Genomic DNA, 15,369 nt, shown 5'->3' with positions numbered 1-15,369 from the left:
AGATCTATGCTGACCCAAACCACACTCAACACGCTGCGCCAACTCAAGCTGACGGGCATGTGTGACGCCCTGGAACAACAGCGGGCTCAGCCCGAGACCCACGATCTGGCGTTCGAGGAGCGCTTGGCTCTGCTGGTGGACCGGGAAGTGCTGCACCGGGAAAACCGTCGGCTGGACCGCCTGCTCAAGGCTGCCCGCTTGCGCGTGCCAGCCTGCATCGAAGACATCGACTACCGGCACCCGCGCGGTCTGGAGCGCTCGCGCATGGCGGGCCTGGCTAGCTGTGACTGGATCAGGCAATCGCTGAACCTGTGCATCACCGGCCCCACCGGCTGCGGCAAGACCTGGCTGGCCTGCGCCCTCGGCAATCAAGCCTGTCGCCAAGGGCTGTCCGTCCGTTACCTGCGGGTGCCGCGGCTGTTCGAGCAAGTAAGGATCGCCCACGGTGATGGCAGCTACGCTCGCCTGATGACGCAGTTGTTGAAAACCGACCTGCTGATCCTTGATGACTGGGGTATGCAGAAGATCAATGCCCAGCAACGACAGGATCTGATGGAAGTGATTGAGGATCGCCACGGACGAGGCTCAACCCTCATTGCTAGCCAGCTACCCACCGAACACTGGCACGACTACATCGGCTCCGCCACGCTCGCCGACGCCATCTTGGACCGACTGCTGCACGGAGCCCATCGACTCAATCTGAAGGGGGAATCACTGAGAAAGGCCAACGCTCAAAACACGGTGCTGGTTGACCCATCGTGACCGCTCAGAGTACAAAACCCGTTCCAGCGTGAAGGCCGTGCGCAAATCGGTCACGATCCCCGGAATGACCGGTCACGTTCGCCGGAATACGCATCTGCAGGGCATGGTGGCAGTAGGCCTGATCATTACGATAAACAGACACAGCTACTCGACGAATCCCGCTATTACACATCCGCTTCAGTAGATGCGTGTCATGCTCACCCATGCCCCAGCCGAATATCGTCAATGTGGTTCGCTGTGATGCAAGCACTTCACGGTAAACAGTCGACAGATAGTAGCTGTTCTGAATGGACGCTACCTTCTGCGGCATCGTCCCCTCGCTGACGAACAGCGGTACCACTCGTTCCCTGCGCCATTCCGCCAGAATGGCATCCAACAGCGCCTCGCCCTCACTGTGAATCTTGAGTTCCTGCTCCACTGCATTTCGACACAGGGCCAGGCTGCCATGAGGGTAGAAAACAAGCGTGTTGGTCCGCTCGCGGTAGGTTTCCCGGAAGCGCCACCAGTTATCGTCAAAGGAGGCATTCCTGAGGAAACAATCTTTGAAAAGATGCTCGTCTCGAACATCAAGCCCATAGGTCATCGTCCAGTAGACCAACAGGTCGTAGTTCAACGATAAAACCGTATCGAACCCCTTGAGGAACTGATACATGCCAGGCAGCTGATCGCGAATTTCATCATATTCAGGGTGAACATCGCGTACAGCCTGAATCAGACACTCACGCACATTCACGTATGCGTCATAGGTACGCGTATCTGCCACCTGAAGAGATCTGTTGATGTTGGATGCCTGCCAGACCAGCCTGAGAATCAGCTCGAAATCACAGGTATGGAAGAAATCGAACAGCTGATTCGCGTCATCCGCCAGCAAGCCTGCTCTATTAGCGTGTTGCAACAGAGAGCCGTAATCGAGGCTGGATGAAACAGCCATACTCGCACCATTGCCCAGCAGAATCGTACCTTGATGATATTGGGGTGCAATATCCCCCCAAGGTAAAATTAGAAACGGCATAACCTGCACTCCTTGTAGCATGACTGTATTGCTCCCTTCACCGCACCACTTCTCCCCCCACACGCCTCCGTTCAACCAACACGAAAAAACCTGCAAACACCCGTATCCAGCGCCCAGACCGGTCGGTAATCTCTGCGTAGCCCGCCTTCCTGGGGGCATTGGCCAGGCGCCAGCAGCGCCATGCATACCATTTCATAACGATCCCTTTACTGTCCGACAGCATCTGGATTCAGATCAGGTTGTTCGAGGAGGTGGCCGATATCTCCATCCAACCAGCGATGCAACATGGAGTAGTTCATGGCGAATGCCGGCACCTGAAGCAGTTGGTCAGAGAAGGCCTCACTGATGATTCGCTTGATCAACAAAGGGGCTTCCCGACAGGCAAGCAGAGCCGACACTTCCCGCCGAAAAAGCTCAAGAGAGCAAATCGGGTCTTGTAGAGAGAGCCCTGTAAACCAACGAAACAACAGGTTGTAGTTCAGCTGTTCATGCAACTGAAATTCATTAGGAATCGAATACAGCAGTTGCAGCAGGAGCGCGCGTATCAGGCGATCGGTGGGGAGCTTCAGTCCCCGTTCCGTGGCCAGCGTTGCAAGCATCTCGGCCTGATCCGAGAGGATGGCATCCACTTCCGGCCTGGTCTGCACCAGGATGTGGTTGGGTTGCAGATAGCTGCATATATCCTTCAGTGCGAGCAGCCATTCATCCTGGGAGACGATATAAGCCCAGGGCCGACCGTAGCGGCATACAGCAACCGGTCGCTTCTGTGCCGCCTCAATCACCTTAGCCAGGTTCTGCCCCAGTTCCTGCATTCCCACGCTATCACAACGCCCCTTGCGACACATGCTTCACCCTCCTGTGCAATCACGGTTACATAAGCAATCTGGCGCGCTCTTCTGCGGTAAGCATATTAAGAGCCTGTTCATCCAGCTCACCGGCCCCCAACACCCGCACCAGTTCGTCAGGTTGCTGTGCAGGACTCAGGCTCGCTTCGTCATTGCCCCGCTCCATACGCTCCTCACCGAAGCTGAGTACCCGGGCGCTGAATACAGATGCTCTGCGCTGGGTGGTGCTCTGCCGTACCACATCGTCCACCGCCTGCACCGCGCTGGAAGCAGCGGCACTGGCAGCTGTCAGCGCACCGGTATTGACCGAAGCCACCACCGGAATACCGCTGGACTCGCCCTGCACCTGAATATTGGCTGCGTTGATTACTTGCAACGCAGCGATATTCACGTTGCCCGATACCCGAATCCCTGCCTCACCGGCATCGATGGTACCCAGCGGCGCCAGCAGGTCGATATCGCCTGGCGGCACCTCGGCAATCGGGTTGAGGGTCGCGATACCGGCGCCACTGCTGGGCACCACCGGTGCCAGGCTGACGTTGCCCCAGTTATCGTATTCACGGCGCGGCGGGGTATAGATCACGGTGGTCTTGGAACCCCGACCGGCGTTGATATCGCCCTCCGCCGACCAGGCCAGGATATCGCCACCAAAGGTGGTCATGATCCGGCTCTGGCCGAGCAGAATGTTGTCCAGCGAATAGAGTTGAATATCGCCCTGGCCACGGGTAATCACACCCGCCGTACCCGGAGGTGCCTCACCCTCGACACCGAACACCTGCTGCCCACCCGGCGTCAGCATCTGGATATCACCGCCAACGTTGGTATGCACCCCTGCCCCGCCGTACATCAGAATATCGCCGCCGTAGGCAATCTCGTTACCGGCCACATCATGGGTCGGGAACAGCGCCGCGATAGCGTTACGGCCGCGCAGGTAACTGCCCTGGCGCAGACCATCCACCTCGTTGTACTCACGACCAGCAGCGCGCAGTTCAGCAAAGTAGACATCGCGAGCAAAGATGCGCTGCTGCTCGGCCGACAAACCGGCGTACACCGCCAGCGCTTGCTCAGCATCGCCCTCAAAACCGTAACGCTCGCCCAGCCACTCGGCCAGCTCCGCCTCATAGGTCCGGGCCACCTTGCCTTCCTGCTCGGCCAGCGCCAGCTCCGGATCGGCCAGATTGGCCGGATCAAGGTAGCGCTTGGCAAAGCCCAGATAATCCGCACCCTGAGCACCATAACCGGCCTGCATGACAATGCCCGCACCGGAACGCGAATCACCCGGCACCAACGGCCCCAGACTGGTGACCGCCGCGCGGTCTTCCATCAGGATATTGCGCCCGGCAGTGATTTCCAGGGTGCCGGGGCCTGCCACATTGAAGCTGCTGTAGAGAATGTCGCGGCCAGCGGAAACGATGGAGACATCGTTGGGATCGTTGTGGACGAACAGGTTGCCGGTGCTGTTACCGGTGCCGATAACCGAATGTATCGCGGTTGGCTGCCCCAGTGCAGTACCCGAACTGACAATATCCTGCCCAGCCATCATCCACACCGGGCCAGCCGACTCGTACCAGGTCTGACCCAAGCGTGTGCCGCCGGTGAACTGCAATATCTCCCCGGTACGCAGGCCGACGATATCCTGACCGGCATAGAAACGCGCCGGTGTGGAACTGCCCCACTCGGTGCCGACAGTGGTATTGGAACCGAAGGCAAACAGCGGGAACATGGTGAAGGTGGGGCGCAGACTTTCAGCATGGTGATTACTGACGATAATCTGCTCATTCGCATTCATGCCGGTAAAACCGGGATTGAACGGCGTGGGGATAGCCGCGAGGCTGGCCCCGGATTGGTTCACTGCATAGCCACCAGCATAGATGGAGTCGCCCGCCAGTATCTGCAGGCTGCCGTTAGCGGACGGCGCCAGCAACAGCGAGAAAGTATCGTTATAGCTACCATCGCCGAATATCGCGGAGGTGCCCATATAGACACTGCCATTAGCGGCAACCGCACCCAACTGCGAAGGATAGACAAAGCGCCCATCGGTAGTGGAATAGTTATGCTCAGCATTGGGTGTACGGGCGGATGTGGTGCCAATATCCCCGAGCTGGGTACTCGGGGTCAGGTTACCACCGGCGGACAGCAGGTTGATGGCCGTATTGTCCGTCCACAGCGAGAACCAGCTGTAACCTCCAGAGGTGTATGAAGTGCCATTGGACAGGGTAAAAGCCGAGCTGGCTGGAGTAGCGACGCGCCCTGGGTCACCTGTGCCAGACATGACCAGATCGCCACGAGTCTGCAGATTGGCCACCGCATCACCGAGCAACAATACTGGACCGCCACTGGCACTGCCCAGAGTGGTTCTGAACGGATCATAGGCGCGGGTTTCCTTCGCATCGTTGTAGACACCCGTGCTGCCATAGGTCAAAGCAATACCGCCCAGGTTGCCGGTTTGCATCTGCAGATTGCCACGCAGGTTCGCCAACACACCGTTCAGGTCCAGATTAAAAACATCCGCACGTGCTGCCAGGCCGGGGTTAAGGTCACCACCAATCCTCACGTCCATATCGCCACCACCGGTCAGCAACAGCTCCCCATCAGCCGTAACTCGGCCAGTGCTGCCCACCGCCAACACCAGCCCTTGGCTGCGCGGTGCCGCATTGGGATCGAGGGCAGTAGCCCCACCGCGCTTGACCAACAAGCCAGCATCCCCGGCAACTTCCACACTCAGGTTGCCCCCACCGAGGGTACCGAACCCGGTAAAACCGACCAGCTCAGGTACAGACTGCACACCACCCATCGAGTGCGATCCATTGACTTTGGCGCCGCCCGGAATATAGGTACCAAAGTTGACCCACCAACTGGTCGAAAGAGGCTCTACCCTGTGAGTATCGCCGGTGCCCTGACGCCACAACCAGTTGCTCAAATTGGCGCTGGTCGATTGGCCACGCAGGTGCCGGTCTGCGCCCGACAACCGATGGTCGGCCAATATATCGCCGGTCAAATCACCGCCAGTGCGCAACAGCAGGTTGCCACCACCAGCCGGATACCAGGCGGCATAGGTGCTGTTTACTCCACCCTCGACCAGCTTCTCGTAACCAGCATTGATATCTTCATCACTGCCCCCACTGGTTCCCAGGTAAGAGCCATCGCTGGCCTTAGCCCGCGGCTGGTTGAAGTCCGCAGCCTGACCATCCGCCAGTGCGGCAGTGGACGTGCCCGCCGTATAAACTCCATATAACGACTGCATATTCAGATCACCACCAGCAATCAGATCAAGATCACCTGTGCCGGTACGCAGTACGCTGAAAGCTTGGGTTACAGGATGAAGGGCAATCACCTCACCACTGCCACCAATATTGATGCACTGGCCAGGCTCCTGCTCACAAATGTTATAGCCAGGGTCCAGAGCCCAATCATCTACCGGTGTGTTGGGGGGCATATACCAGTTGCCTTCTGCCCACAACCAGGATACTTGCACACATTGGCCTGGTTCTTGCTCACAAATGTTATAGCCAGGGTCCAGAGCCCAGTCTTCAACTGGCGTACCAGCGGGCATATACCAGTTACCTGTTGCCCAATACCAGACTCCTCCGCCGCCAGTCTCCCTGAGATGGGAGTAATGCGTATCTGCCAGGATCATCGATCCCGCCGCTTCTTTGCGTGTCAAACGACTATCCGCCGCCTCGGTATCCGCCCCCGCCACTGCCCGCATGGACCAGGATTGCGAGCCTTCCGGCAGCATGGCCGCCACCGCCCAGTTTTTCCCTTGACGGTCGCCATTGGCCGGGCGCAGGGGCATGGAGATGGCACCCTCCGGCAGCATGACCAGGGTTTCCGAGGGAATCAGAGCGCCGCGTGGCAACGCAAGGTTGCTGGCAAGAATCAGGGTGCTCGGTAGTGCTGCCCCTTTGGGCCAGAGCATGGTTTGCAGGCGGGTATTGCCGGTCAACAGGGTACCAGCGCCCAGCCGGGTATTGGCCGGTAGGGTAACGGCGCTGTCCAGAATAGTACCGGCGGCATACAGCAGCTCGCCGGCGGCATCAAAGATCGGCGCATGCAGCACGGTATCGGCCGGCAGGGTCAGAGGAGCATCCAGCACACCGTCCACCGGCAGCTGGGTGCCCGCAGCAAACTGGGTAGCGCCAATCGGCAGGTCATAGTTCAGGGTCTTGCCCGCAGCAAACTCGGTGCCGGCGGCCAGGGTCACGCCGGGGCCAGGTACCACCACATCACCGCCATAGGCGATATAGCCTGGGGTCAGCACCCAGCCATTATCGTCCGGGGTCTCCGGCGGCGGGGCAAAGCCATCGTTGATGCTGCCGTAGATATCCAGGTCGCCACCGGCGCGAATCACCAGGTTACCCACCTCACCGGAGCCAATCACACTGGTGTGCGGGGTATGCGGGTTGAGGCTGGCGTAGCGATGACCGGACAGGTCCAGATCACCACTGACGATCATATCGCCATCGGCCGTGGCGCTGACGATTTCAACGCCGGGGCGCAGGCGGAAGGCATCGGCGTAGGTGGTGTTATTCAGCCCTGCCAGCTTATTGCTCAGCAGTTGGTCATTGCTCAGCGCAGCATTGATAAAGGCCTCGCTGTCCGCATGCTTGGCGTCCAGATAAGCCTGGTCGATGATCTGGTAGGGCCGGCCACTCGCGGCCTCGTCGCTGCCGTAGGCGGCATCGTCATAGCGCTGCACGGCATTCACCGCAATCGAGCGGGCACCTTGAATGTTCAGACTGCCACTGGCGTCGATATCAATATCACCTGCGGTAGCGCCACCCAGGCGCGGTGCATTCAGCTCCAGCGTGCCACGATCACGGTTGTCATGCAGGCTCGGGTTGGTCTGCACCCGCGCATCAGCGGTGCCGTGGCGCAGGTCAATACGGGCACCATCGGCCAGCAGCAATTGGCCATCGCCGGAACTCAGTTCAACCACAGCCCGGTTGGGGGAATCTATAATTTTGCCGTAGCTGTCCAGGCGCAGCATCTCGCCGTGGGCATCCAGCAGCGCATTGCCGGCGAGGGTCAGTCCCTGCTTACCGGCCAGGCGGATACTGCCGACCCGTTCGCCACTGGCATCAATGGTGCCGGCCACGGTCAGGTGGCCGCCGTCCACCGAGACACTGACATCACTGGCTTTAAGTTCATCACCAATGGCCAGGTCGCCCTGTTTGAGCTGGAAGTGGCGCATGCCCAGCACCTCGCCGTCATTCAGGCGCTGGTTGAGTGCGGCAAACTGATCGCTCAGGCTGCCACTGCCGCCCAACTGCTGGGCACGGATATCCACGCCGCCCGCTGCATAGGGTACCCAGGTACCGCCAGCTTCGTAGTAACCGCTGGCGCTACCAAGAATCTGCCCCTGCAAGTCAACCAGACCGGCGTTGTCATTCAGGGCAATGGCCGACAAGCGGCCACCCTGGTTGTACTCGGCAGAGAGGTCAATGCTGGAGCCCGCCGCCTGGTGAATATCACCGGTGTGGCTCTGCAGGGTTACATCGCCACCCCAGCTGTATTGGGTGGCATCTTCGTCATCATGGAATTCAATACTGCGCCCGGCCATATCGATCTGTGCGCCAGCGGCGAGGGTCAGATCATTCTCGGCAGTCAATACCAGCTTGCCGCTGGGCAGTACCACGGCGGTATCCAGCAACAGGCTATGGCCCGTAATGGCCAGCTTGGCGCCCAGAGCCTCGCTATCAACGGCCGCAACGGTTGCGCCCTCGGGTGCGGTCACGGTGACGGCACCACCGGCAGTAATATGATTGACCGAGCCAGCAGTGCCAGTCAGCAACGGGGTAAGAATATTCAGATTGCCACCGCTATAGCTGACACCTTCACCCGGCACATAGGCCCCCTGGCTCTGGTACACCGCCAAGCTGCCCTTGTTATTGGCAGTTATGCGCTCGCTGGCATTCAGGTTGACGTTGGCAAAGCCCAGCGCCAACCGACCCAGGTCATCCACACCACTGGGCTGGCTAAAGGGGCCATAGCCGAACTCGATGCGCTCGGCATCAATGGTCAGGCTGCCGCTGCCAGTACCGGCACCATTGGCAGCCACCGCACCGGGGCGCTCGGCGGAACCGTTCCAAATCAGATTGCTGGTCTGGATCAGCGCCACGTCGCTGGCGTCGCCGTAGCCATAAATTGCCGGGGTGGTCAGCAGCAGGTTATCCAGCAGCGACTGGCCTTGGTCGTCCAGGGTGGAAAGAGTGACCGAATCAAAGAAGTTCAGCGCATCGCCGGCCACCAGTTCCAGGGTTTCCAGCGCCGGGGCACCGGTGCTGGTATCGCCCTGCAACAGGCGCTCGATCAGTTGCTGGTTAAGGGTCAGGCCGGGCGTCAGCGCATCACGGGTGCTGGCAGCGGCCAGCGCCTCGGCACTGCCGATATTGAAGCTGCCCACCGCCAGAGTCAGGTGGCGGGTGCCATAACGCACGGCATCATCCAGCTCGAAGGTGTTGTCGGTGGCAAAGGCAATACTACCCTCGGAGTACAGTTGGGTTTCACCTGTGCAACCGCCCACCGTACAGGTGCCGACTAAGATAGAGCCGGGGCCTACGTACTGGTCTCTTTCCGGTGCTAACCATTGCAGGCGACCGTTGGAAACGGCCAGCACGCTCTTGTTACCAGCCTGGTAGATAAAACCGTCGTCCGAGTCGTAGGCCGCAGCGCCCTGGTCTAAGGTGTTAATGGAGGCCCCCTGCTCGATCTCGATAGCGCTTGGATTGGAGTGGCTTTGCTGGCTGACCAACATTACTTCGGGAGCAGTCAGCTCAGCCCCGGAACGCAATACAATTGCAGCAGCCGGAGAGTTGATAGCAGTGCCGAAGTCAACATAGTTCCCCCCTTGGCCATAAAGAACCACCGGTCGACCACCAATCACAAGGCGATTGACATCCATGGCGCTCAGGTCCGAGGCATAAAGAGAGATATAACCTTCAGCTGCCTGGCCATCATCAGCCAGCAACTCGATTCTATTGTTATTGGGCACAACGACGGACAGGGTGCTGCCGAAGCCGCCTTCGGCGGCTTCACCCGACACGGTTCCATCAAAGTTGAAACTTGCCCCCTCCGCGTTCTGCCGCAACGACAGTTCCAGCGTCTTGGCATCGGCCTCCAGCATGCCCCGTGGAATGCCCCGGCGCGCCGCATCAGCATGCACAAAATCGGCATAGCTCATTTCGTTATATTGCGAGTAGCTGCGCAGCACATCGGCGGGGGTCAGAATCAACTGACTGGCCAGGCTGTCACGAATGCCGGCACCAGCGACGGACAGGGTACCCGAAGCAGTCCAGGAGCCATTCCGCATGGCTTGGGCCGGGGTAACCGCACCCTGCCCGGCCAGGCCATTGACCTCGACCCGGAAGGCGCCGGGCAGCAGCGCATAAGTGGAAGGCATCAAGGTATAGGTACCCGCCGCCAGACCAGGCACCCCAGCACCAATAGTCACCTGCTGGCCCAGTATAGGGTCGCTGGCTCCTGCCTCGCCACCGCTTGCGCCCAGCGACTGTACACCGGGTACGATGGCATAGACCGGGTTGGTCGCCAGACCAGGCAAGCTGAAGCCATTCGCGTCGTTCTGCACCAGCGGATGGAAGCGGGCATCGGTGGAACCACCACGACCGGAGATAAAGGATGCGCCAAGCAACTCGCCACCGCCGGACAGATCCACTACTGCATCCTGCTGGATATCCACCGCCTCGCCAAGCAGGGTCATACCCACCTGAAGCTCCCGAGCAGCGTTTACATTATCGCCCTGAGTACCACCTGCAGCGTAGAGAGCGACCGTCTCGCCATCGTACTGCCAAGTCTGACCATCGACAGTGCCACCGTAGGGCATGACCAACCCGCCAGCGCTGACCGAAGTGTTGCTACCAGGCAGCAGATTGATAGCATGGGTGAGCTGATTGGCTGCCGTGTACCCGATATTTATCGCCCCCAAGGGCGCACGTAGAACACCTCCTTGATCAATGACGGACGCCCCCAGGGTCAAGCTGCCAAATACCGAATAAGGCATGGTTGGCAGATTGTCGGTGGTACGACTAATAACCAGACGGCGGTCGGGGTCATAGCTATTGGCTTGCCCTTGCCAGCCAGCATGTATCGCCGCAACGGCACCCGTACCGGGATATATTTGCGCTGCTGCCAGGGTGAGATCACCTGGAACGTAAATTTGAGTGCCAGCGGACCCCGTTTCTAAGAGGAAGCGCATGTCACCGCCGCTGAGAAGCTCAATCTCATCAAACCCACGCCGATCCAACGGTGCCGACAGGCCCTCGCTTACACCGCCCACACCAACACTCAGAACATCACGGATTTCCAGCAATTGGCTGGCGTTCATCCGGAGACTACCGGCCAACTCCTGGCTGGAAACATTCCCAAGCGAGCCTCCTTGCACCGTGGGATGAATATAGAAGTCCCGACCAGTAGAGCCACCGTAGCCGGCCAGACGCATATAAGGGGCGGCCAGTTCAACTTTGCTGGTTTCCGGTGCGTTATCGGTCAAGGCCAGTACGCGGGCATAGAGATTCAGCGACTGACCGATGGACAGGGAGGTATCACCATCAAAACTGAGCAAACCATCACTGGCCAGAGTCAGACTATCGAAACCACCGGCTTCGATCTGGTCCACGCCAACGCGAGCATGACCGTAGATCAGTCCATCTGCTACCTCAGCGGCAGTACTGCCCGCAGCCAGTTCACTCTCGCCCTTTGTCTGGTTCAATACCAATTCACGTACTTGGCGTACTCGCTCACCGGCACTATTGGTGCGGTAGAAAGGCGTATCCAGTGCTACGGTCAGGCTGCCGCCAGCGGCGCCTTCTCCACCGGCATTGGCCTGCAAAGTGCCATCCAGATAGAGGCCACTACTGGAGGCCAACGAGATACTACCAGCATGGCTGGCCACTGGTGTGGTGCCCTGACCCGGCAGATCCAGTACCGCACTAGCCCCCGAGGCATCCAGCAGCGCACCTTCGCGCACCACCACAAACAAGTTGGAGGCCGTGGCCTCGCCGGTGGCATGGTCAAACTCCCCACCAATTGTGATGCTACCGCCATTGTGTGCCTGGCCATAACGCTGCCCCCCTGCGCCCAGCCCAGTAATAGCACGGCCCGCCACATCCAGCACAGCATCTTCGCCAATCCAGATGGAACGGCCATGGCCTGCCCCTTCCACCGCCTCACTAACCGTACCCGGCACATTTACACTGCTCAACTCGATGCGACCGGCCCAAGCATTGAGGGTACCGTCCACGGTCAACTGGCCGATACTGCGCAGATCGATGGATTGGCCGCTGTCGACATTAAGCACCGCGTCCTTGCCGATATAGACTCCCACCGCGGCCATATCGCTGGCCGACGATTGAGTCGTACCAGCTTGCAGCGCCAGGCTGGCACCGGCGCGCTGAGTGATGCGGTTATTGGCCGGATCATCCAGATGCAACGGTGGCATCCAGGATTGCAGTGCGGTGGTCGAGCTGCCACCAGTGGCCAAGCCCCGGGCCTGCTCCGTCAGATGCAGAACCGGCATGCTGACGTTGACCTCGGTGCCTTCAGCCACGGCAACACCCTGTTTACCAACCACCTCATAGTTGCTGAAGCCCTTGTCGAAGAAGCCCCCGTCAAGCAGCAAGGTGCCTACTTCAGGACTCTGGGTGGCGGTGTCACTGATCAGTACCTTGTTGACCTGCAAGCTCAGGCTGCCGCCCCCTTCAACACCCTGGCCGCGCAGCTCGCCGTCCAGCATCAGGGAACCGGTGGGAGCGCTGGTATTCAGGCTGGACAGTGAAGCCAGCAGCAGGTCACCACCCTGCCCGCCCTGCACATTGTCATCGGCATGCAAAGCAGCACCGGAGGACACATCCATCAGGCTGCCCTGCGTCAGGGTAATATCACCTGTGGCCTGTACTGCAATATTGCCACCGTCCAGATACGGCAGGTTGCTGGTGCTGGCCGGATCAAGTGACAGATTGCTCCACAGGCCACTCGCATCCAGGGTGACGCCTTCGGCCACCTGCACGCTACCTACCGATTGATTGCCGTTCAGTACAACAGACTGCATGCCATTGGTAGTTACCTGAGTCAACGCGTTACCTACATGGATATTGCCAGCATGCGCGGTCAGATCAGCATTAACTGCCACATCAGTACCGTACAGGGTAATATCCCCGGCGGGGGCTACCTGCAGTGCACTATCAACAGAAATGCCCTCTGTAGCGGCGACCTTGAGCGCACCCAACTCAAAGCCATTGAGCTGGTCGTTGTCCAGATACAACGTACCCTGGCGGTCTTCGGGCAGGGCAGTGTCCAGCTCCAGGGCGTTGGCGATACTTTCGTGCGCGGTGCCGAGGATCACATTCTTGACAGTATTGGCGTTGGCACCCAAGGCATATTGCAGGGTGCCACTGTCTTTCACGTAATAGGGAGTGTAGGTACCGACAATCAGTTGGGCGCCACGGGCCACGGCGTTCTGTGACTGGTGGTAGCCGTCCAGTCCTGCTTGTGCAGCCTCGGTCTGGCGCTCGCCCTGATAGGTGTCACCCACCAGTTGACCTTCCAATACGGCGTTGGCAGTGCCGATAATCAACTTACCGGCATCGCGGCCCACGGTGTATCCCAGCTCGGCACGCTCACGGGGGGCGAGCAACGGGTTGTAGTAGTAATCGGTCTGCCCCCAGCGTTCGCTGCGGTCTTCATAGCCTTGGTAAACCCCGGTATACAACAAGTCGCCGGGGGCTCTGGAGAGCTCATAGAGGCGGCCATCGGCACCCTTGAGCCAGGTCTGCTTGATGGTGCCGCTCTGCACATCCAGGGTGCCACCGGACAGGTTGATCTGTGAGTTTTGCTGAGTAACCAGGTCATTACCAGTAAAGCTGACGGTGCCACCCTGAGCCATCCACTCGCCGACGCTGTGGCCAGCGGTGCCGAGGTAGCCGCCGACTTCCAGCAGGCCACCGGCGGTATACCAGCGGTCACTCTCGTAACCATTGGTGCCGGCGGGTACGAATACCAGCTCGCGGGTGTCGATCCACACATCGGTGCTGTTGAGGTTGCCGCTGTCGCGGTTCACCGAGGAGTCGCGTTGCTCGTTGCCCTGAATATTGACCTTGACGGTGTTGTTTTCCATGGCCACCTTGACGCCGGTGGCTCCGGAGACATCGATAGTCGCGCCGTCGCGTACCAGGGTGCGGCCAGCCGCCTCAACGGCCACCTGGCCGCCAGTGGCGAGGGTAATGGAGTCGGCCTGGAAGTCCACGGTGCCGGCGCTGTTGATCTCGACCAGCGACTGGTCGCGGCGGTATTTATCACCGGGGACAATATTCTGGTCAGGCAGGTTATCGACTGCCGGTGCCTGCAAGCCATCACGCTGGCCGTCGAGGGCGGTGGCGTCAGTGTCTTCCAGCAGGATGGCGGTAGCCGCACCTTCGGCCAACGTCACGTTGGCATCGACACCAGTCGCGTTCAGATGCACAGTGCCACGGTTATGGACCGAGGTGCTGGCCAAGACGACGCCGGCCTGGGTAACAATGTTGCCGGTGAGGGTGATGTCACCGGTAGCAGCCTGGATCAGGCCGCTGTTAGTGACTGTGCCAGTACCGGTGGCAGTAACTTCATTACCTCGGGTGGTGGAGGCCTGGTTGCCGTCAGTGCCCTGGCCCTTCCTGATGATAAAACTATCACCTCCCGCCAGCAGGGTCTGGCCGTTGGCGGTGGTGATGCTGCCGGCATTGTCCACGCCTTTGCCCAACAGCAGCACATAACCGCCACCGGTGGTGGAGCTTTCCGGTTGGGCAGTAGTGATCTGAGCGCCCTGCTCTACCACCACGTTGCCACCGGCAGCCGTGAAGGTGGCCGCGTTGTTGGTGCCGTACAGGCCATTATCGGTGAACTGCTGATCGGTGATATTGGCGGCGGCGGTGGCCAGGTTACGCACGTTGACCTGGCTGCTGCCGGTAAAGATCACGCCATTGGCGTTGGCGATCATCACCGTGCCATCAGCCTTGATCTGGCCCTGGATCTGGCTGGGGCGGGCGTTGGGGTCATTGACGCGGTTGAGTACTGCCCAATCAGCCTGCTGCTGGAACTCGACAGTGGTGTTACGGCCGACGTTGAAGGTTTCCCAGTTAAGAATGGCCTTGTCCGCCGTCTGCTCGATACCAACGTGTACCTTGCCGCCCTGTTCGGTCTGCACCGGGCCCTTGGCGTTGTGCCAGGCTTGCTCGAAAGGGATACTGCCGTCGATCTGCAAACCACCTTCACCCAGACCGTCAGGGATGGTTTGTGGGCGGGCCAGGGCGGCGGAGCGACCGGCGGCCTGGGCGGCCTGCTGGGCGGCGATGGCGGCGACGGTGTTGTTCATGTTTGTCAGCGAGTGTTGCAGTTGCTGGTTGACCTTGGCCTGTTGAGCCAGTGGCGGAGGGGTGCCGGGCAGTTGCATACCACCACCGGCCCCGGGCATGGTGCCGCCCTGCTGCTGTGCGGCACCCTTGGCTGCCATCCAGCCGGCACTGAAGGCAGCGGGAGCAGCTTGCGCACTGCCGGCGACCATCAACAGAGCAATGGCGCTGGCCAGGGGCTTCAAACGTAGCCGAGTGCTGGTCTGGGGAGAGAACTTGGGGTGACGGAGGCGCATTGGTGCTGAGTTCCTTTTCCTGATTCGCGGTGGGGCCTACCGGGAATTCCCCGCCTGCCCTGCTTTATATTTATAAGTCGATTACAGGAGGCCTAGACCGAACTTTTGTCACG

General features: G+C 59.8%; 3 protein-coding genes and 1 pseudogene. 1 reads left to right on the top strand and 3 read right to left on the bottom strand.

The window, feature by feature from the left end:
- Positions 1–6: 6 nt before the first annotated feature.
- A complete protein-coding gene (gene istB / locus AC13EY_RS05945; RefSeq protein WP_065335626.1) occupies positions 7–762 on the top strand; it encodes an IS21-like element helper ATPase IstB in 756 nt (251 codons plus the stop codon).
- Between the two features lie 4 nt (positions 763–766).
- On the opposite strand, the gene AC13EY_RS05940 is transcribed toward istB, so the two are convergent.
- The 3 genes and pseudogenes from AC13EY_RS05940 to AC13EY_RS05930 form a co-directional block, all read right to left on the bottom strand.
- Positions 767–1,774, bottom strand: coding sequence for a DUF4917 family protein (locus AC13EY_RS05940; RefSeq protein ID WP_482875946.1), 1,008 nt, complete (start codon positions 1,772–1,774; stop codon positions 767–769).
- Between the two features lie 436 nt (positions 1,775–2,210).
- Positions 2,211–2,586 (bottom strand): annotated as a pseudogene (locus AC13EY_RS05935) (transposase); the annotation flags it as partial.
- A 58-nt stretch (positions 2,587–2,644) separates the two neighbouring features.
- A complete protein-coding gene (locus AC13EY_RS05930) occupies positions 2,645–15,256 on the bottom strand; it encodes a filamentous haemagglutinin family protein (RefSeq protein WP_482875944.1) in 12,612 nt (4,203 codons plus the stop codon).
- Positions 15,257–15,369 lie beyond the last annotated feature (113 nt).

This window comes from Halopseudomonas sp. L-58 (assembly GCF_056859475.1).
This window is presented reverse-complemented; position numbering and strand designations above follow the sequence as displayed.

Bases quoted from the DNA above. Each gene is read 5' to 3' on its own strand.
- istB (WP_065335626.1), top strand. From the start codon at position 7: ATGCTGACCCAAACCACACTCAACACGCTGCGCCAACTCAAGCTGACG.
- AC13EY_RS05940 (WP_482875946.1), bottom strand. From the start codon at position 1,774: ATGCCGTTTCTAATTTTACCTTGGGGGGATATTGCACCCCAATATCAT.
- AC13EY_RS05930 (WP_482875944.1), bottom strand. From the start codon at position 15,256: ATGCGCCTCCGTCACCCCAAGTTCTCTCCCCAGACCAGCACTCGGCTA.